This is a genomic window from Acuticoccus kalidii (assembly GCF_021556395.1).
In the GTDB taxonomy this organism is placed as follows: Bacteria; Pseudomonadota; Alphaproteobacteria; order Rhizobiales; family Amorphaceae; genus Acuticoccus; species Acuticoccus kalidii.
In genome coordinates, this window is sequence record NZ_JAKGCS010000017.1 from 347,443 (window position 1) to 366,386 (window position 18,944).

The window sequence follows — 18,944 nt, forward strand, 5'->3', positions numbered from 1 at the left end:
TCCGAGGCGATGGCGACGGTAAAGCACGCAAGGAGAATGGTGGCTGCGATCGGCCCGGCGAACCCCCGCCTCAGTCGCCCAGACTTGTCGTGAACATCCTTGCGCTGTCGGAGGTTGAAACGCTCGCGTGACAGGAGGCGCCGGCCAGATGGCGTCGCCAACTCTCACGGCATCGCCGGACCCTCACGGAGGGAACGCAGCGGCACCAGGCGCCGGTGGCTTTCGTCCCACAGCATCAGGCGGACACATTTCAGGCTGTCCGCGAATGTCAGGCGGTTGACCTCCCGAAGCTCGGGAAAGTCGCGCAGCACCTCAGGCAGTCGGTAGTGCGGAATCCGGCTCGACAGGTGGTGCACATGATGGATGCCGATATTCGCCGTGACCCATCGCAGGACTGCGGGCAGGTCGTAGTGCGAGCTTCCCTTGAGTGCAGCCGTCGGATGCGTCCAGCGGTCTGACGCGTCCCAATGGGTCTCTTCGAACTGATGCTGGACGTAGAACAGCCAGACGCCGGCCGCGGAGGCGAGGAGGACGACCGGCAGGTGGATCATCAGGAATGGCACGATGCCGATGGCCCACGCCATCCCGCCGACCGCACCGGCGATGGCGAGGTTGGTGCCCATCGTGCTCACCCAGTGCATGCGACCGGCGCGCATGAAGCCGATCGGCAGCCGATGATGCAGAAGGAAGACGAAGAACGGTCCCACGCCGAACAGGATGAGCGGATGCCGATAGAGGCGGTATTGGAGCCTGCCCCACCGGCCCCGCGCGAGATACTCGCGCACGGTCAGCGTCTCGACGTCACCGATGCCGCGGCGATCGAGGTTGCCGGAGCCGGCGTGATGGAGCGCGTGCGTGCGGCGCCAGTGGTCGTATGGTGTCAGCGTCACCACGCCGAGCACCCGGCCGAGCCAGTTGTTGACGGATTGCCGGTTGAACACGGCGCCATGGCCGCAATCGTGCTGGATGAGGAAGATGCGCACGAGGAAGCCGGCCGCCGGCACGGCGAGCAGTAGCGTCAGGGCGTAGCCGACGCTGGTCAGGGCCAGCCACATCGCGAACCATAGCCCGACAAACGGCGCGACCGAGATTGCGACCTCGAAGAGGCTTCGGCCCATGTCGGGCGCGGCATAGGCTTTCAGCGCCCGGCTGAGCGCGCGCGGATCCTGTGCCTTCGGACGATCGAGTGCGGGAGGCCGGTGGGAGGCTGCCGTCGCCGGTGGCTGCCCTCCCGGATCGGCCGGGGAGCCGCCGGCACCGATCGCTCTGTCGTTCACCGGTCCGGTTCCGCAGCGTTCAGCTGCGCGTCTGCGCGATGGCGCATCAACTTCACCGCAGAAAAATTGAAGCGCTTGTTGCCGACCGACATGACGAGGTCCTCAGGCCGCAGAGGGGAGTAATTCTCGCCCGCGAATTTGATCGCTTCGGCGGCGGTCACGAAGCGGTGGTAGTGAAGCCCGCCACGCTTGGAATTCACGCGGCGAGCGACGAAGAGGTCTGCCGGCAATTGATAGTCGGCCTCGCTCATGGTCTCCACGGCGTCGGTGGCGCCAGTGCCGGTCATGCCTTGCTGCCTCCGCGCGGCGTCTTGCCCTTGCCGGTCATGTTGGTCGCGGTGGGAGCGGAGGTCATGGAGTCGCGGAGGTATTTCGGGCCGGCAACCTTCTTCGCCGTCTTGGCGGCTGGGTCTGCGGTCTTCGGCATCGATTCTGCTCGCTTCTGGCTTTTCGCCACACGAATTCCTTTGCATAGGCATGCGATGAACGCAGCCCGTCAGGCGCGACCGAAGACGGCCGTTCCGAACGATGAAGATTAAACGAAGAAGAGCGGCGAGCCAGATCGGCTACTGTCCAGTTCAATATCTAGGGAGAAAAAGACAAAGCGCAATGACCAATCTTTGGATTGGAATTATATCCCGCTCCGGCAGGCCGAGTTCGGCCGCCTACTGATGTGGTAACGGCGGGTTTATGGCAGAAAATCTTTTGCTTGCAATCGCAGGGCGGGGGGTGCATATGTGTTTGGCTAAGTTACAATAATCGAACACTGTCTCCAAACGGCTTCAGTTCACGATTTTTGCTCTGACTGCAGCCAGGCTGCCGCATTCGGCGGGCAGCAATTTTCTTTGGAGAAACACGATGACCAATGGCACCGTGAAGTGGTTCAACTCTCAAAAGGGCTTCGGCTTCATCCAGCCGGAGACGGGTTCGCGGGATGTCTTCCTTCACATCTCCGCCGTCGAGCGCGCCGGCCTTAGCGGCGTCGATGAAGGCCAGAAGGTGACCTTCGATGTCGAGCGCGGTCGCGACGGCCGCGAGTCGGCGTCGAACCTCCAGCTCGTCGACTGAGCGAGCGCTCACTGACGACGCGAAAGGAGAGCCCGCCCGGGCTCTCCTTTTTTTGTGACCCGATCGATGCCGGCGATGCACTTCAGCCGCCTGGACGCATGACGGGCACGTTCACGAACACCCCGAAGAGACGCCAGCCGCTCGGCTGGACGGCGCCTTGAGCGGAGCAGCGCGTGCGGCTGAACGCGCCGTCGCGACGCAAATGAGATTGCGGCTCGCGACCGTGCCGCTCGCCCGGTCAACCTCGATCCAGCCAGCACCCCGGGACGAAAATATCCGCCCACGCGTGCGTCGCGCCACCCATGAGCATCGCGATGAGCTCGCGTGCGGATTGTCGGAGCGGGACGCGCTGAGCCTGCTGCGGCCCCCTGGATGGCGCCCGCTCTCACCCTCGTGCCGACGAGCGGCCTCGCGAGTATGGCTTGATGTCCGGTACGGCTTGGCCGCCCCAGCTTGGCGCGCGCCTCACGTTCCTCTTGCCAACCCTCCGCTTACCATCCATATACCATCCAGTGGGATGGTGAGAGGCGGCCTTTGGTCGAGCGCGGATGGAAACGGAAAAGATCACGATCAACCTTGGTCCGGTCGACCTTGGCCGGATCGATCTGCTCGTCCAGGAAGGGTTCTACCAGAACCGGACCGATTTCATTCGCACGGCAATCCGCAATCAGATCACCGGGCACGCTGGTGAGGTCTCGCGAGCGATCGATCGTCACATGCTCGATCTCGGCCTGCGCGACGTCACGAGGCAAGAGCTGGAAGCGGCGCGGGCGGCAGGCGAGCGGCTTCACATCAAGGTCGTCGGGCTGATGCGGATCGCAGCCGACGTCACGCCGGATCTCGCCGCGGCCACGATCGCTTCGATCACCGTTCTCGGTACGCTCCAGGCGAGCCGGGACGTGAAGGCCGCGATCGCCGACCGCATCGCCTGACGGGACACTCGTACTGCCGGCCATCGCCGGCGAAGGACGTCTATGAACAAGCACCTGACCTCGGCCATGCGTCGGGCGACTGCCGCCGTGCGCGACGGACAGCCTCAACAGGCGACGGCGATCATCCGTTCCGCCCTCAATCTCGGCGGCCCGAGTGCGTTCACTCCCGACGCAGAGGCCGCGCCAGTGCCCCCCGGCAACGTCGCGCCGCGTGACCCCTCAGGCGTGCCGCGGCTTGCGACGGCGCGGGTCTCGAGCGGCGAGCCGCAGTCGTCCGGGCGGCCGACCTACCCGCTCGGCAAGGTCGTCACGATGCTCAAGGCGCGACGTGCGCCAAGCCCTGCCTCCCACGGCCCCGCTGCACCACGGACAGCCCCGGCCGACGCGCGGTTCATCTCGCGCACGTTCCAAGGGCGCGCGGGGAGCCGTGACTACCGCCTCTACGTCCCGGCGACGACGTCGGGCGTGCCGAACGGCCTCATTGTGATGCTGCACGGCTGCAACCAGGATCCGGACGACTTTGCCGCAGGAACGGACATGAACCGTCTCGCGTCGGAGCACGGGCTCCTCGTCGCATATCCGGGCCAGTCACGGCGGGCCAATATGTCCGGGTGCTGGAACTGGTTCGACCCGAACCATCAACGCCGCGGCGATGGCGAGCCCGCCATTCTCGCGGATCTCACGACGGCGCTGCGGGACGAGTACGGCATCGCCTCCGGCCGGGTCTTCGTCGCCGGTCTGTCAGCCGGCGGTGCGATGGCGGCTGTGGTGGCGGCGACTTATCCGGAGGTCTACGATGCGGTCGGGATCCACTCCGGGCTCGGCTACGGTGCCGCATCCGACGTGATGTCGGCGTTCTCGGCCATGAATGGCAGCGGCGGCCCGCTCCGAGCCGGGCCGGCGACGGACGCCCATCCGCGGCTGATCATCGTCCACGGCACGGCCGACAAGACCGTGGTCCCCAGCAACGCCGCGTCGATCTTCGATGCGATGGAGGACCGGTTGCCCGTGGGGCGGCGCAGCGTCGAGCGGATCGCCGGCTCGCCGAACGGGCGATCGGAGACCGTGCATCGGCTCGAGCGGGACGGCGTCGTCGTCGCGGAGATGCGAATTGTCGAGGGGATGGGTCATGCGTGGGCGGGGGGATCGGAGGCCGGCTCCTACACCGACCCGGACGGTCCCGATGCGTCGGCCGCAATGATCCGCTTCTTCCTTGCCGCGGACGGATCGGCTTAATCCTGTGCTGGCCCCGCGGGGCCGGCCGGGCGACGATCGATAGGATCCCGCGGGGCGCTCTCATCGGCGCGCTCCGCATACGGCGGTAACGTCGACCGGTGTCGCGATCAGCCCCGCTGTGATCGAACGGATCGGCTGGACGCTGGCGGGCCGGGCGGTCAGGCCGGACGGGAGCCGGCGAGTTGCGAGAAGTCGATGTCCTGCCCGGCCAACGTGACGCCCTTTTCCTTCAGCGCTTTCTGCAGCATCGCGAAGGCGTGCCGGCGCAGGCCGAACTGCTGGCCGGGAACCGCGGTGAACTTGCAACCGATCTCGAAGCTGCGCCCGGTGATGCCGATGGCGCCCTGCGATTTCAGCGGCGCGATGATGGCGTCCTTCAGCTCCAGATCCTGCGCCATCTCCTCCCCGACCTTTTTCACGAGCTTTCGGACCATCTCGACGTCCGTGTCGGCAGGCACGCGGAAGGAGAACTTCATCACCGCCCAGTCGCGGCTGTTGTTCTTGATGGTGCCCATCTTGGAGAACGGCACGGTGATGAGCGCGCCTCGCGGATGGCGCAGAGTCGCCGAGCGGATGGAGATCTTCTCCACCGCGCCGCCACCGGCGTCGGTCTCGATGTATTCGCCGACCCGCAGGGCGTCCTCGTAGAGGTAGAAGAGGCCGCTGATGATATCGGCGACCAGCGTTTGCGCGCCGAAGCCGATCGCAAGACCCAGGACGCCGGCGGAGGCGAGAAGCGGGGCCACGTTCACGCCGAGCGCCATCAGCGCGGTGAAGGCCGTCACCAGAGCGATCAGCGAGAGCGAGGTGCCGCGCAGGATCGGCAGGATCGTGTCCATCCGGTTGCCGGCGCCACCCATTTCGCCGTGCTCGGCGGGCGGGTCCGCGTCTCCTGCGGCCCGCCGCGGGCCGCCCAGAATACCGATGACCGCCCGCCACACCGCGACGCCGACGATGACGACGATGGCCGCTTCCATGAGCCGGGGGACGATGGCGGCGAGTCCGGTGGCGCCCGGTGCGCCGAACGGGTCGATCCCCCACGCCACGAACAGGAGGGCGGCGACGCCGATGATCAACGCACCTTCCACGAGGGCGAAGGCGCCGAGGACAACCGGCGTCTGCTCACCTGGATCAAGCTCGCTGGCCCAGAGTCTGAGACCGGCGACCGCGAGCGGTGCAAGGACGAGCAGGAAGACGGTGGAGCCGGCACCGGCGGCTGCGGCCGGCCCGAGAAGTCCGAGCGCGCCGAGCGATTTCAACGTCACATCGACGAGCACAAGCAGGATGTAGAGTGTGATGGTGCGCCGGGCGACACGGGCGCCCCATGCCGAGGCGCTGTCGCTGCCGGCCGTCATCGACCGGCCGATAAGGTCGGCGACCGGGCGGCGGATCCACAGGAAAAAGGTGATGGTCGCAGCGCCCAGAAGGATGGCGAGAACCACGCGGGCGAGCTCGCCCGAGGCGCCGGTGCCGGCGGCCAACGAGACGAAGCCACGCAGCGCGCCGATGAGCCCCGTCGCAACGGCAATGAAGAGACCCGCGCGGCTGAAGACACGCGCGTCCGCCTCCGACAATCCCATCAGGCGGCGTTCCGGCGCGCCGGGCGCCGCACACACCTGCACGAAGAGGATGATGACCCGCGCGAAAACGATGGCGGTCAGAATGTGGCGGCCGAGGATGCGCGCTTCCTCGCTGTGAAACATCAGCCGGCCGGCAACGACCGCGACCACGGCAAACACCAGGAGCGCGATCGCCCGTGTGATGACGAAGCGCAGTGCCCGCGGGACGCGATCGCGAAAGCGGTGGCTGCCCGCGGGGGCCGCAAAGTTTTTCGCGCCGCCCGGCATGACGAGCCGGACAAGGAGTTCGCCCACTGCGCCGGCGAGAATGGCTAGAGCCGTATAGACGAAGAGGTCCACTCCACCGGCCGCCGAGAGGGCTTGCGCGAGTTCGGCGGGAAAGGAGCGGGCCGCGACCACGGCCGATGACAGCGCATCGTCCAGGCTCGGCGGTCCTGCCGCTGCGGCCGCCGGGGCAACGAAGCCCGCGTCCGGGAATATGGCGTGGATCCGGGAGAGCTCTTCGGCAGACGTTCCGGGTGGAACAGTAATGGTAATATCGGCCACAGGTTTCAACGTGATGTGAGCGTTGCGCTGAACCACTTTAGCGCGACGCTGCGTGGGGCGCTTTGCATTTCACGTCGGCACGGATTGGATGCGCACCGGCGCGTCCGACCCGGCGCAACGTTTCACGTCCGGCCGAACTCTCCAATAGACTCCTTCAGACGCGCGACCATTGACGGAGGTTCATGGGCCTGACGCGAAATGCAAAGAGCCGCAAGAGCCCCTCGCATAGCAACGCAAGCGGTCGAAAGATTGAGCGGCACCACGGGTCTACGAAGGCTTTCCTGTCGCTTTCCGGCCTCGGTCGGCCCCCTCAGTAAGGCGGGCCTTTCCGGCGTTCTTACGGAGGAGATAAGCCTTTGAAACTCTCGATGACCCTGGCGGTTGCGACCACGATCGCCCTTGGCGGGGTCGCGCATGCGCAAAACACCGCCACGACGCCCGCTCCGGCAGACAGTGCGGCGACTCCCGCTCCCGCAGCCGGCGCGGACAAGAAGCCGAACATCATGTTCATCATGGCCGACGACATCGGCTGGATGCAGCCTTCCATCTATCACCGTGGGCTGATGGTCGGAGAGACGCCGAACATCGACCGGATCGGTGAAGAAGGCGCCATGTTCACCGACTACTATGCCGAGCAAAGCTGCACGGCCGGCCGCAACGCCTTTTTCACCGGCATGACGCCGATCCGCACCGGGATGATCCCCCCGCAGCTTCCGGGCAGCCCCTCGTATTTGCGGCCCGGCACGCCGTCCATCGCCAAGTTCTTGCACGACCTCGGCTACACCACCGGCGAGTTCGGCAAGAACCACCTCGGCGACCACACCGACGCCCTGCCGACCGCGCACGGCTTCCAGGAGTTCTGGGGCTACCTCTACCACCTCGACGCGATGCAGGGTGTCAGCTTCCCGGACATCAATAAGTCGGTCAATGAGCAGACCGTCGCGCCGCCATGCAAGAACACGCCGATCCCCGGACTCGAGGAGGACCCGAACGCGGTCGATCCGGCGACCACGATCTGCCTGACGCCGCCTCGCCCGGTGCTGTCCTGCACCTCCTCCGACGGCACGGCCGCCAACCAGACGTGCAGCCCCGAGGGGCCGATCACGCTGGAGCGCTCCAAGACGATCGACGAGGAGATCTCCGCCAAGGTCATCGACTTCCTGGACCGGAACGATCCCGAGTCGACCGGCAAGCCGTTCTTCGTTTGGTACAACCCCGCCCGCATGCACGTCACGACGATGCTGTCGGACAAGTATTTGGGCATGGTCGGCGAGCCGGGCGGCAAGGACTGGGGCGTCAACGAAGCCGGAATGAAGCAGCTTGACGACAACATCGGCCTTGTCATCAAGAAGCTGGAAGACATGGGCGAGCTCGAAAACACCATCCTGGTCTTCACGACCGACAACGGTGCCGAGACGATCTCCTTCCCCGACGGCGGCGTGACCCCGTTCAAGGGGGGCAAGCTGTCCACCTGGGAAGGCGGCATGCGTGCGCCGCTCGTGATCCGCTGGCCCGGCAAGATCAAGCCCGGTACGGTCAAGAACGATATCTTCGCCTCGCTCGACTGGCTCCCCACCCTGGTGGAAATCGCCGGCGGCCCGAAGGACAACGAGCTGAAGTCGCAGATCGAAACCGGCAGCTATCCCGGCATCAAGAAGACCACGCTCGACGGTGTGAACCAGCTCGACTATCTCACCGGCGAAACCGAGGAATCGGCTCGAGACACCTTCTTCTACTACTCCGGCTCCCAGCCCTCGGCGGTTCGCTGGAAGAACTGGAAGATGTACTTCGCGATGGTGTCTGACGATCCGAACGGTTTCATCCACGGCGTGCAGACCTATGCCTGGACGCAGGTTGTGAACATCAAGCGCGATCCGTTCGAGACCGCGATCGGCACGCAGACCAAGACGCTGTTCGGTGTCGCCGGCGCGCTGGCCGCCCCCGCCACCGCCTACGTGTACGACTGGAACCTCTTGCCGCTCGGCCAGGCGCTCTGGCTGAAGGAGCTGGAATCCTACGTGGACTTCCCGCCGATGCAGGACCCGGAGAGCTACAACCTCGACCAGGTCGTGCAGCAGGTGAAGCACATGAAGAACAACCAGCACCACGGCCGCGACTGATCTTTTACGCCACCGTGTTCGCGGGGAGGCCAAGAGCCTTCCCGCGCTTTTTTGCGATGTATCCTGCAGCCAAGGGTCGAAGTAAGGGCCTCACGTGCGCACCACCGTCATCCTCTGGCTCATCGCGTGCATCACGGTTCTTTCGGTCGCCGTGTACGGCAACGGCCGCGCCGAACAGCCCGCGCCGGCGACCTATGCCGGCTCCGCGACATGCGTCGGCTGCCACCAATCCGAAGCGCTGCGATGGGAGGGGTCGGACCACGCACTCGCCTGGACGTTTCCCTCGGACGGCGCGATCAGTGCAGATTTTTCAGGCTCCGCGTTCGTCGGCGAAGGGATGCGCGCGCGCTTCACCACCTCGCCGGGCGGCACGCCTGTCGCCGACGTCACGGAAGCGGACGGCACACAGCGCACCTATCCGGTCCATTCCGTCATCGGTGTCGAGCCGCTGCAACAATATCTTTTCGAGACCGAGCCCGGCCGGCTCCAGAGCTTCGACGTGGTGTGGGACACGGAGAAGGACCGCTGGTTTCACCTTTACCCCGGCACCAACCTTTCGCCCAGCGACGGAATGCACTGGAGCGGCCCCTACAAGAATTGGAACGGCCGCTGCGCCGTCTGCCATGCCACCGGATTTGAAAAAGGCTTCGACGCGGCGGCCGGCACGTTCGCGTCCAAGGCGGCGGAGATTGGCGTCGGTTGCGAGGCGTGTCACGGACCGGGGAGCGCGCACGTTGCTTGGGTGGACGCGGCTGCGAGCGTAGCGTCGAGTGACAATCCCGCGCCGGCGAACGGGGGCTTCCCGATCGACCTTGGCGAGCGCACCACCCAACTCGAGCAGTGCGCCGGCTGCCACTCGCGGCGCGAGCCGCTGACGGAGGGCACTCCCCCGCCGGGCACCCCCTATCACGATGCCTACAACCTCTCGCTCCTCCTGCCGGGCCTTTATCAGGCGGACGGTCAGATCGAGGACGAAGTTTACGTCTACGGCTCGTTCCTTCAGTCCAAGATGTACGCCAAAGGCGTGAGCTGCGGCGACTGCCACGACCCCCACAGCACCCGTCTGCGCGCCGATGGCAACGCGGTCTGCACCCAGTGCCACAACCCGGCCGGCAACACCCGCTTTCCGACCCTTGCGAAGAAGGAATATGACAGCCCCTCGCACCATTTTCATGAGACCGACACGCCTGGGGCGGCATGCAAGAACTGCCACATGGCGGAGAAAGTCTACATGGGCAATGACTGGCGGGCCGATCATTCCTTCCGCATCCCGCGACCGGACCTCGCGGAGCGGACCGGGGCGTCGGACGCCTGCACCTCTTGCCATACGGACCGCCAGCCGGCATGGGCTGCGGCTGAAATCGCCAAGCGCTTCCCGGCCAGCGACCATCGCGGCACCCACTACGGCGAAATCCTTGCGGCGGGGCGCTCCAACCCGTCCTGGGCCGCGGGTCACCTGATCGCGCTTGCACGCGACGACGAGATGGCCGGCATCGTTCGCGCAACCGCACTCTGGCTGGTGGCACGATCCGGCCTGCCGCAGGCTGCGACGGAGACGGCCGCGCTCCTCGCCGACCCCGATCCCCTCGTGCGGGCAGCCGCGGTCGACGTCCAGCGGCTCGCACCGGTGCCCGAACGCACCGACCGGCTGAGACCGCTGCTCGAGGACGAGCGGCTCAACGTGCGCATTGCCGCCGCCCGCACGCTCCTCGGCCAGACGCTGCCGCCGGAGGCGCAAAGCGCACAGGCGAGTGCGGAGGCCGAATGGCAGGCGGCGATCGAGACCCGCCTCGACTATCCCGAGACCCAGCTCCAACGCGCAGGGATGGCGCTGACCCGACGCGACTTTGATGCCGCGATGAATGCATTCCGCACCGCGACCGAGATGGATCCGCAGCGGACGGAGGCGTGGGTCATGCAAGTGCGCATCGCCGCGGCAAGGGGTGATACGGCTGCGGCCTGGGACATTCTCGAAGCTGCGCTGGAGGCCAACCCGTTCGACACGACATTGCGAACGCTTGCCGGCCAGCTGGGGCCGAAGCCCGCCGAGCAGCCCTGACCACCGTCAAATTTGGCATTCTTGCAAATTATTTTGAAATATGACGTAATAAAGATTATGTGACGAAAATTTATAAAGATGTATGCCGGGTCATCCTTCTATTCCTCTGACGCGGGTTTCCGGCTTTGGCCCGCTGCCGGCTATCTTCCAGGATCGAGAGGGGGAAGCGGCACTCCACAAGATCTTTGCGGCAGAGGGTGTGCCGATCAAGATACTGAGCACCCCCGACATGCCGATGCCGGTGTCGGCGATGCAGCGCATCTTCGACCGCTGCGCGAGACACAGCAGTGATCGCCTCTTCGGACTGACGGTCGGCGAGCGGATGAAGCACAAGGGTTACGGCGCGTATGCGCTTTATGCCCTGAACGCGCCGACACTCGGCGAAGCGCTGGGACGCCTGGCCGGCACGAGCTGGGTCCAGCACACCGGGCCGGCGATGGAGTTCACTCCCGTCGGACGGCACATGGTTCTGAGATACACCCCGCCAAAGCCGGACGCCGTATCGGCCATCCATGCTGAGCACACGTTGCCGCCGATGATCGATTTCATCCGCGCCTACCTCGGGCGATCGTGGCTTCCGGCGTGGATCGAAACCTTCGACGATCGGGACGGCGTTGCGGCATTGCTTGAAGACAAATTGCAAGTGCCGGCCCACGGCAAACGCGACATCCGCGGCGCGGGCGTTGCCGTGCCGATAGCCGCTCTGTCTGCGCGGCTCGACCCCGGCGTCCCCAGGCCGAAACATGTCGTGTCGCTTCGAGAGCTCGTCGCCGATACCGTGATGAAGAATGCGGGCGAACCGGCGCGAACCCTTTCGGCGCTGGTCGCCATGCGCCTGCTTGACGGCAAGAGCGATATCGAGGGCGCCGCAACGCTGGCCGGTCTCAGCACGCAGGGCCTCCAGCGGCGACTGCGCCAAAAGGGATACACCTACCGCGAGGTGCTCGAAGAGGCCCGCCAAGCCAGGGCCGCACAGCTGCTTCGGGAAACCGACATGTCGATCATCGAGATCGCGCTCGACCTCGGCTACCAGGACCACGCGAGTTTCACGCGTGCCTTCAAACGCCGCAACAACTGCGCCCCCTCGCAGTTCAAGGCCGCCGTTCGTCGCCAAAGCGGGCCGCCGTTCGCGGCAGGGGACTATGCCGGAGCGGCGGAGTAGCGCGACGCGACGAAACCGAACAGGCTGGCGATCCACTGGTTGAGCACCAGCTTGGGGCCGAAGGGGAGCGGCTTGACCATTGATCTGGACATTCGCGCCATCGCTCAGCCCTCCACGTCCCACATAGCCTGATGGAAGGCGTCCTCAATGAGGCGCACCGTCTTTCATTGCTGCCGCTGTCCTTGGCCGCCGCGTCCCACTCCGCCTTTCGCCGAAGGCATGGCGGATGATGCTGACGAAGAAATCCGGCGCGCGTCGCGAGGGCCGCATCACGCGGCATGATCTCCTCGAAGAGATCGGCCTCGCGACGCGGGGAGACGAAAGTGGATCGCCGGGTTCCTCGCCCGCATCAACGCGGCTCGACGGCCTCTGGGGTGTAGAGTATGTTGTCGCGTACATGACAGACCATCTTGTGACCGATTATCTTTTGGAAACGCATGATCTGACGAAGCAATTCGCCGGATTCGTGGCAGTGAACGGGGTGAGTCTTCGTGTTCGCAAGGGCGAGATCCACGCGCTGATCGGGCCGAACGGCGCCGGCAAGACGACCTGCTTCAATCTCATCACCAAGTTCCTGCAACCCTCCTCCGGCTCCATCGTCTATGCAGGGCGCGACATCACGCGCCAATCGGCAGGCTCGGTGGCGCGCATGGGGCTGGTCCGCTCGTTTCAGATCTCGGCCGTTTTCCCGCATCTCACGGCGCTCGAGAACGTGCGCCTGGCGCTGCAGCAGCCGACCGGGCTCACCTTCTCGTTCTGGAAGCCCACCCGCGTTCTCGATCGCCTGCACGGGCGGGCGCGCGAGCTGCTCGAGGCGGTCGGGCTGTCGCAGTACGCCGACACCATCGCTAGCGAGATGCCCTATGGCCGCAAGCGCGCGCTCGAAATCGCGACGACGCTGGCGCTGGAGCCGGAGCTGATGCTGCTCGACGAGCCGATGGCCGGCATGGGGCACGAGGACATCGCCCGCGTGTCCGACCTCATCCGCAAGGTGTCCGAAAACCGGACGGTCCTGATGGTGGAGCACAATCTGGAAGTGGTGGCGACCCTATCGGACACCATCACCGTGCTGCAGCGCGGACAGATCCTCGCCGAGGGGGCCTACGAACAGGTGTCGAACGATCCGGCGGTGCGCGAAGCCTACATGGGAACGGGCGGTGACTGAGCCGCAACCGGTCCTCAGCACCCGCGATCTCAACGCCTGGTACGGCGAATCACACATTCTGCACGGCGTCGACTTCGACGTGAACCGCGGCGAGGTGGTGAGCCTCCTGGGGCGCAACGGCGCGGGCAAGACGACCACGCTGCGCGCCATCATGGGTCTCATCCGCCAGCGGCAGGGCTCGATCCTCCATGAGGGCGAGGAGATCATCGCGATGAAGCCGGAGCGCATCGCCCGGCGCGGCATCGCCTATTGCCCGGAGGAGCGGGGCATCTTCGCGAGCCTGACGGTGGAGGAGAACCTCCTCTTGCCACCGGCGGTCCAGCCCGGCGGGCTCGAGCTCGCGGAGATCTTCGAATTGTTTCCCAACCTCGAAGAGCGGCGCAAGGGCGCTTCGGGCGCGCGCCTTTCGGGCGGAGAGCAGCAGATGCTTGCGATTGGGAGGATCTTGCGCACCGGCGCCAAGCTCCTCCTGCTCGACGAGCCGACCGAGGGCCTCGCCCCGGTGATCGTGCAGCAAATCGGCGTGAGCGTTGAGCGACTGCGCGAGCGCGGCTTTACGATCGTGCTGGTGGAGCAGAACTTCCACTTCGCGGCCCGCCTTGCCGACCGGCACTATGTCATCGAGCACGGGCGGGTGGTCGAACAGTTCTCGCGTGACGACATCGACGCCCGCATGGGCGAACTCTACGAACTTCTCGGGGTCTGACGCCAACCGGCCCCGGATCAGAACAATAAGGGAGGAACACGAATGCGGCTGATGAAACTGGCGATGGCAACCACCGCGATCATGGTACTCGGCACCACGGCGCAGGCGGAAATTTCCGACGGCGTGGTGAAAATCGGCGTCCTGAACGACCGCTCGGGACTTTATGCCGACCTTTCCGGCGAGGGCTCGGTCGTCGCCGCCCGGATGGCGGTCGAGGATTTCGGCGGGGACCTCAAGGTCGAGGTGCTGTCGGCCGATCACCAGAACAAGCCCGATGTCGGCTCCTCGGTCGCCCGGCAGTGGATCGACCAGGACGGGGTCGACGTGATCGTCGACGTGCCGACCTCCTCCGTGGCGCTTGCCGTGCAGCAGGTGACGGCCGACACCGACACCGCGTTCCTCAACAGCGGCGCGGCCACGACCGCGCTCACCAACGCCCAGTGCGCGCCGACCTTCGTGCACTGGACCTACGACACCTATGCGCTCAGCGTCGGCACCGGCAAGGCGGTGGTCGAGGGCGGCGGCGACACCTGGTTCTTCCTCACCGCCGACTACGCCTTCGGCCATCAGCTACAGGCCGACACCGCCGCGGTCGTCGAGGCCAACGGCGGCACGGTCGTCGGGTCCGTGAACCATCCCTTGTCGACGACCGACTTCTCGTCCTTCCTCCTGCAGGCGCAGGCCTCGGGCGCCAAGGTCATCGGCCTCGCCAATGCCGGCGGCGACACCACCAACGCCATCAAGCAGGCCAACTCGTTCGGCATCGTCCAGAGCGGCCAGCAGCTCGCAGCGCTGCTCGGCTTCATCACCGACGTCCATGCGCTGGGCCTCGACGTGGCGCAGGGCCTGACCTTGACGACGGGCTTCTACTGGGACCGCGACGACGCCTCGCGCGAGTTCGCCGAGCGCTTCGCCGAGAAGATGAACGGACAGAAGCCGACCATGGTGCACGCCGGCGTCTACTCCGCCGTCGCGCACTACCTCAAAGCAGTCGCCGAGATCGACGACGACGGCGGCAAGGCGGCGGTCGACCAGATGAAGACCATGCCGATCAACGACTTCTTCGCGGCCGACGGCAAGATCCGGCCGGACGGGCGGATGGTGCACGACATGTACCTCGTCAAGGTGAAGACGCCGGACGAATCGAAGGGGCCGTGGGACTACTACGACATCCTCGCCACCATCCCCGGCGACGAGGCCTTCCAGCCGCTCGACAAGAGCACCTGCCCGCTCGTCACCAACTGAGCCGAGCGCGCTAGCCCCAGGGGTCCGGCGGCATGCCCTCGGACCCCGCCATCTCCAGACCAAAGTGAGGGGGAATCGCCGAATGCAGGAGCTCCTGGGCATCCCAGCTCCGCTGTTGTTCGGCCAGCTTTTGATCGGGCTGATCAACGGCGCGTTCTACGCGCTGCTCAGCCTCGGTCTCGCGGTCATCTTCGGCGTGTTGAACGTGATCAACTTCGCGCACGGCGCCCTCTACATGCTGGGCGCCTTTATGGCGTGGCTGCTCTTGACGTATCTCGGCATCGGCTACTGGCCGGCGCTCATCCTGTCGCCGCTGATCGTCGGCGCCGCAGGCATCGTCATCGAGCGCACGATGCTGTCGCGCCTCTACGAGCTCGACCACCTGTACGGGCTGCTCTTCACCTTCGGTCTCGCCCTCATCATCGAGGGGACGTTCATCAACTTCTACGGTGTCTCCGGTCAGCCCTACGCGCCACCGAAGATGCTGACCGGCGGCTACAATCTCGGCTTCATGTTTTTGCCGACTTATCGCGCCTGGGTCATCGTCGCCTCGCTGCTGGTGTGCTTCGGCACATGGCTTCTGATCGAGCGCACGCGGCTCGGCTCCTACCTGCGCGCCGCCGTCGAGCGGCCCGACCTCGTGCGGGCGTTCGGCATCAACGTGCCGCTGATGATGACCCTCACCTACGGATTCGCCGTGGCGCTCGCCGGGTTCGCCGGCGTCCTCGCGGCGCCGATCTACACCGTGAGCCCGATCATGGGGCAGAATCTGATCATCGTCGTCTTTGCAATCGTCGTCATCGGCGGGCTCGGCTCGATCCTCGGCTCCATCGTGACGGGCCTCGGCATCGGCTTGATCGAGGGGCTGACGCGCACCTTCTACCCGGAAGCCTCCTCCACGGTGATCTTCGTGATCATGGCGATCGTGCTCATCATCCGGCCACACGGTTTGTTCGGGAGGTCACGCGAATGAGCTTCCCCGCCGGACGCGCGGCCAATCTTCTTCTCGCGGCCGCGGGCCTCGCCTTGCTCGTCGTCGCTCCCTTCACCGGCCTCTACCCGGTGTTCCTGATGAAGCTCCTGTGCTTCGCGCTGTTCGCGTGCGCGTTCAACCTGATGCTTGGCTATGTCGGGCTCTTATCGTTCGGGCACGCCGCGTTCTTCGGGATGGCGGCGTATTACACCGGCCACGTCGTCAAGGAGTGGGGTTTCGATCCACTCCTCGGCATTCTGACCGGGGCCGTCGGTGCGGCGCTCATGGGCCTCGTTTTCGGCGCCATCGCAATCCGGCAGAGAGGCATCTATTTTGCGATGATCACCCTGGCGCTGGCCCAGATGGTGTACTTCTTCTGCCTGCAGGTGCCTTTCACGCATGGCGAGGACGGTATCCAGGGTATCCCGCGGGGCAGGCTGTTCGGCCTGATCGATCTGCGCGACAGCCTCAACATGTACTTCTTCGTCGCGGCGATTTTCGTCGTCGGCTTCGCAATGATCCAGCGGACGGTGCATTCTCCGTTCGGCCAGGCGCTGAAGGGAATCCGGGAGAACGAGGCCCGCATGATCTCGCTCGGCTATCCGGTCGCGCGGATCAAGGTGATGGCGTTCACAATCTCGGCGGGGCTGGCCGGCCTCGCCGGCGCCACCAAGTCGATCGTCTTCCAGACCGCGACGTTGACCGACGTCCACTGGCACATGTCCGGCGAGGTGGTGCTGATGACGCTGATCGGCGGCATGGGCACGATCCTAGGCCCGGTCGTGGGCGCCGGTGTCATCGTCACGCTGCAGAACTACCTTGCAACGATCGGCTCATGGGTCACGGTGGTCATGGGCGTGATCTTCGTCGTCTGCGTGCTCACCTTCCGTCGCGGAATCGTCGGCGAGATCCTCGCCCGGCTGGGGTGGCGCTGACACACCGCCGCCGGAGCGAGGGGAGGGATAAGGGAGCGCTAACGCGGCAAAACTCAACGGCATCGACCCGCACGCTTGGCTGAGCCTCACCCTGGAGCGCATCGCCGGCGGCTGGCCCAACCGTCAGCCCGACGATCTCATGCCTTGGCACCCGATCCCTGTGTTGACGGCCTCGGCGGACCGCTTGCGGTCATCCGGTCGAGGCGCTTGGTCTCGAGTCATGCGGGCTTAATCGGTTGATCGACGAGGCGCACGGCGGGACCACCGTCTAGCAGCTCTCTACATCGCCGACGATGCATCCCCTGAAGATGCCACCGTCACGTGATGGAGACGACCTCAAGTTCGTGCCCGCCGACCTCCACCACGTCTCCGATCACGCGGCCGAGGAGGCGTTGCGCCACCGGCGAGACGTACGAAATCGTTCCGGTCCTGGGATCCGCTTCATCCTCGCCGACGATGCGATATGTCTGCACCCGACCGTCGTCGCGACGGAACGTGACGTTTCCGCCAAACGCCACGGCCTCTGCCGATGCCGGCGCGTCGACCACCTGGGCGGTGCGGACACGCTCTGCGAGATAGCGCATGTCGCGCAGCGGGACCGCCTGCTGCCGTCGCCGCTCGTTGATGTCCTCGATCCCCGACGCGGCGTCGACGGCGTGGCGCGCCTCGGCCAGCAGCCGCTCCAGCGCCGCGAGCCCCTGCGCGGTCACGAGGTTCGGATGTTGCGAGATCGGGCGGTCGGGCAGCACCGTTTCCGAGGCGGTGTCGGCGCTGTCCTCCTTCTTGAATGCGACGCTCACTGTTGGCTCCTCCGCGAAGACCATCACGCGCCCATCGCATCACCAGTGCGACAGGGGAGGTCAATCGGATGTCCGAGATGTCCACCCGGTACAACGCTTCCAAAACCGAATGATTCCGATCCACCTCGGGTCGGCGGTGAGCCCAAAGCAGACGTTCCGAGCAAGCCCCCAGAGGCCATTCCGGCGACCGACGCTGTTTCTTTGAGGCAGCATACGACGAAGAGCGATGCCCCGAAAGTTCGGACCTGTCACAAACGGGCCAAGCTGAGCTCCCGCCCGCTACGGCGTCGCGACGTAACCCGGTGGGGCCCGCCGTCCGCTAGCGTTCTAAATCAGTGCAGCGCTTCGCGATTTATAAATCATCTGCTGTGCGATACCCGCGAGCAGCAAATAGGCTGACGTTACGGCCACGATACCGGTCAATACCGACATCGGGGCGAAATCGAACCACGCGGAATAGGCAATGCAGCCTGTCCAGATCACCGCCACGGGCAGTGACACAGCCCGCCAGCGCGACGTACGCACCGGATGAATGAACCGCAGCATGAGGAACTGGGCAGCGGACAGCAACAGGACCAGGCCGAGGATCACTCCCCAACCGGGCTGAATCACCAGCAATGCCAGAACCACCATATTCCAGCATCCGGGAAAGCCACGGAACGACCCGTCCTCCGTCTTCATGCGTGTATCAGCAAAGTAAAGGGATGAGACAAACGGGATGAAAAGCACCACGAACCAGCCCGTCCACCCTGGAAGCAGGCCCGATCCATAAAGGGCGTAGGCGGGGATCATCACATAGGTGAGAAAGTCGATGATCAGGTCCAGCAGTGTCCCATCGATCACGCGCGCATTGGTTTGAACGTCGTAGCGGCGGGCAAGAGGGCCGTCTATCCCGTCGACGACGAAGGCGACGGCCAGCCAGATCGCCATCATGGCCCAATCCTGCTGCGCGGCCTCCAGCAGTGCGAGCATGGCAAGCGAGGCGCCGAGGGCCGTGAAGAGGTGAACAGCGTAGGCTTTTAGGAGCATCCGACAACGGATACCCTTTTCCGCCGATGGAAAAAAGCGGGCCGTACCGGATGGATGTTTCGAGGCTTTCCGCAGCGGCTCGATTGAGCTTTCACCGTCACAGCGAAAAGC

The 18,944-nt window shown here is 65.4% G+C and carries 17 protein-coding genes and 1 pseudogene; 12 read left to right on the forward strand and 6 right to left on the reverse strand.

The window, feature by feature from the left end; all coding sequences use genetic code 11:
• Window positions 1–164: 164 nt before the first annotated feature.
• The 3 genes from L1787_RS11740 to L1787_RS11750 form a co-directional block, all read right to left on the reverse strand.
• Window positions 165–1,142: a fatty acid desaturase gene (locus tag L1787_RS11740; protein ID WP_235709115.1), complete on the reverse strand. Its 978-nt coding sequence runs from the start codon at window positions 1,140–1,142 to the stop codon at window positions 165–167.
• Between the two features lie 131 nt (window positions 1,143–1,273).
• Window positions 1,274–1,564: a hypothetical protein gene (locus L1787_RS11745; protein ID WP_235709042.1), complete on the reverse strand. Its 291-nt coding sequence runs from the start codon at window positions 1,562–1,564 to the stop codon at window positions 1,274–1,276.
• Window positions 1,561–1,734, reverse strand: a complete 174-nt coding sequence (locus L1787_RS11750; protein ID WP_235709043.1) for a hypothetical protein — start codon at window positions 1,732–1,734, stop codon at window positions 1,561–1,563. Before L1787_RS11750 ends, L1787_RS11745 begins: the two co-directional genes overlap by 4 nt.
• Window positions 1,735–2,135: 401 nt before the next feature.
• Here L1787_RS11750 and L1787_RS11755 point away from each other — a divergent pair, with 401 nt between their 5' ends.
• The 3 genes from L1787_RS11755 to L1787_RS11765 all read left to right on the forward strand — a co-directional run bounded on the left by L1787_RS11755 (window position 2,136) and on the right by L1787_RS11765 (window position 4,513).
• Window positions 2,136–2,345: a cold-shock protein gene (locus tag L1787_RS11755; RefSeq protein WP_235709044.1), complete on the forward strand. Its 210-nt coding sequence runs from the start codon at window positions 2,136–2,138 to the stop codon at window positions 2,343–2,345.
• A 548-nt stretch (window positions 2,346–2,893) separates the two neighbouring features.
• Window positions 2,894–3,277: a ribbon-helix-helix domain-containing protein gene (locus L1787_RS11760; RefSeq protein ID WP_235709045.1), complete on the forward strand. Its 384-nt coding sequence runs from the start codon at window positions 2,894–2,896 to the stop codon at window positions 3,275–3,277.
• A 42-nt stretch (window positions 3,278–3,319) separates the two neighbouring features.
• A complete protein-coding gene (locus tag L1787_RS11765; protein ID WP_235709046.1) occupies window positions 3,320–4,513 on the forward strand; it encodes an extracellular catalytic domain type 1 short-chain-length polyhydroxyalkanoate depolymerase in 1,194 nt (397 codons plus the stop codon).
• A 158-nt stretch (window positions 4,514–4,671) separates the two neighbouring features.
• On the opposite strand, the gene L1787_RS26040 is transcribed toward L1787_RS11765, so the two are convergent.
• Window positions 4,672–6,639 carry a mechanosensitive ion channel family protein gene (locus tag L1787_RS26040; protein ID WP_235709047.1) on the reverse strand — a complete coding sequence of 656 codons (1,968 nt, stop codon included), beginning with the start codon at window positions 6,637–6,639 and terminating at the stop codon, window positions 4,672–4,674.
• Between the two features lie 503 nt (window positions 6,640–7,142).
• Between L1787_RS26040 and L1787_RS11775 the strand changes: the two genes are divergently transcribed.
• The 9 genes and pseudogenes from L1787_RS11775 to L1787_RS11815 all read left to right on the forward strand — a co-directional run.
• Entirely contained in the window at window positions 7,143–8,759 is a 1,617-nt protein-coding gene (locus L1787_RS11775; protein WP_235709116.1) for an arylsulfatase, read from the forward strand.
• 94 nt (window positions 8,760–8,853) lie between these two features.
• Window positions 8,854–10,818, forward strand: a complete 1,965-nt coding sequence (locus L1787_RS11780) for a multiheme c-type cytochrome (protein WP_235709048.1) — start codon at window positions 8,854–8,856, stop codon at window positions 10,816–10,818.
• An 82-nt stretch (window positions 10,819–10,900) separates the two neighbouring features.
• Window positions 10,901–11,980: a helix-turn-helix domain-containing protein gene (locus L1787_RS11785; protein ID WP_235709049.1), complete on the forward strand. Its 1,080-nt coding sequence runs from the start codon at window positions 10,901–10,903 to the stop codon at window positions 11,978–11,980.
• A 397-nt stretch (window positions 11,981–12,377) separates the two neighbouring features.
• Window positions 12,378–13,145 (forward strand): ABC transporter ATP-binding protein, encoded by a 768-nt coding sequence (locus tag L1787_RS11790; RefSeq protein WP_235709117.1) that lies wholly within the window; start codon window positions 12,378–12,380, stop codon window positions 13,143–13,145.
• The gene (locus L1787_RS11795; RefSeq protein WP_235709050.1) at window positions 13,138–13,851 is read left to right on the forward strand and encodes an ABC transporter ATP-binding protein; all 714 of its coding nucleotides are present in this window, start codon (window positions 13,138–13,140) and stop codon (window positions 13,849–13,851) included. Before L1787_RS11790 ends, L1787_RS11795 begins: the two co-directional genes overlap by 8 nt.
• A gap of 42 nt (window positions 13,852–13,893) precedes the next feature.
• Complete coding sequence (locus tag L1787_RS11800) at window positions 13,894–15,096, forward strand: ABC transporter substrate-binding protein (protein ID WP_235709051.1); 1,203 nt, start codon at window positions 13,894–13,896, stop codon at window positions 15,094–15,096.
• An 82-nt stretch (window positions 15,097–15,178) separates the two neighbouring features.
• Complete coding sequence (locus tag L1787_RS11805) at window positions 15,179–16,069, forward strand: branched-chain amino acid ABC transporter permease (protein WP_235709052.1); 891 nt, start codon at window positions 15,179–15,181, stop codon at window positions 16,067–16,069.
• Window positions 16,066–17,004 (forward strand): branched-chain amino acid ABC transporter permease, encoded by a 939-nt coding sequence (locus L1787_RS11810; protein WP_235709053.1) that lies wholly within the window; start codon window positions 16,066–16,068, stop codon window positions 17,002–17,004. The genes L1787_RS11805 and L1787_RS11810 overlap by 4 nt, the downstream gene beginning before the upstream one ends.
• A 58-nt stretch (window positions 17,005–17,062) precedes the next feature.
• A pseudogene (locus tag L1787_RS11815) lies at window positions 17,063–17,236 on the forward strand (transposase domain-containing protein); the annotation flags it as partial.
• Window positions 17,237–17,321: 85 nt separating this feature from the next.
• Here the strand turns inward: L1787_RS11815 and greA are convergent.
• Both greA and L1787_RS11825 read right to left on the reverse strand, forming a co-directional pair.
• Window positions 17,322–17,804: a transcription elongation factor GreA gene (gene greA, locus L1787_RS11820; RefSeq protein WP_235709118.1), complete on the reverse strand. Its 483-nt coding sequence runs from the start codon at window positions 17,802–17,804 to the stop codon at window positions 17,322–17,324.
• A 327-nt stretch (window positions 17,805–18,131) separates the two neighbouring features.
• Window positions 18,132–18,833 carry a CDP-alcohol phosphatidyltransferase family protein gene (locus tag L1787_RS11825; RefSeq protein ID WP_235709054.1) on the reverse strand — a complete coding sequence of 234 codons (702 nt, stop codon included), beginning with the start codon at window positions 18,831–18,833 and terminating at the stop codon, window positions 18,132–18,134.
• Window positions 18,834–18,944 lie beyond the last annotated feature (111 nt).

What these genes read in the sequence shown, in the direction of transcription:
- L1787_RS11745 (WP_235709042.1), bottom strand. Translation starts at nt 1,564, where the DNA reads ATGACCGGCACTGGCGCCACCGACGCCGTGGAGACCATGAGCGAGGCC.
- L1787_RS11775 (WP_235709116.1), top strand. Translation starts at nt 7,143, where the DNA reads ATGTTCATCATGGCCGACGACATCGGCTGGATGCAGCCTTCCATCTAT.
- L1787_RS11825 (WP_235709054.1), bottom strand. Translation starts at nt 18,833, where the DNA reads ATGCTCCTAAAAGCCTACGCTGTTCACCTCTTCACGGCCCTCGGCGCC.
- L1787_RS11790 (WP_235709117.1), top strand. Translation starts at nt 12,378, where the DNA reads ATGACAGACCATCTTGTGACCGATTATCTTTTGGAAACGCATGATCTG.
- L1787_RS11755 (WP_235709044.1), top strand. Translation starts at nt 2,136, where the DNA reads ATGACCAATGGCACCGTGAAGTGGTTCAACTCTCAAAAGGGCTTCGGC.
- L1787_RS11800 (WP_235709051.1), top strand. Translation starts at nt 13,894, where the DNA reads ATGCGGCTGATGAAACTGGCGATGGCAACCACCGCGATCATGGTACTC.
- L1787_RS11785 (WP_235709049.1), top strand. Translation starts at nt 10,901, where the DNA reads ATGCCGGGTCATCCTTCTATTCCTCTGACGCGGGTTTCCGGCTTTGGC.
- L1787_RS11805 (WP_235709052.1), top strand. Translation starts at nt 15,179, where the DNA reads ATGCAGGAGCTCCTGGGCATCCCAGCTCCGCTGTTGTTCGGCCAGCTT.
- L1787_RS11765 (WP_235709046.1), top strand. Translation starts at nt 3,320, where the DNA reads ATGAACAAGCACCTGACCTCGGCCATGCGTCGGGCGACTGCCGCCGTG.
- L1787_RS11760 (WP_235709045.1), top strand. Translation starts at nt 2,894, where the DNA reads ATGGAAACGGAAAAGATCACGATCAACCTTGGTCCGGTCGACCTTGGC.
- L1787_RS11810 (WP_235709053.1), top strand. Translation starts at nt 16,066, where the DNA reads ATGAGCTTCCCCGCCGGACGCGCGGCCAATCTTCTTCTCGCGGCCGCG.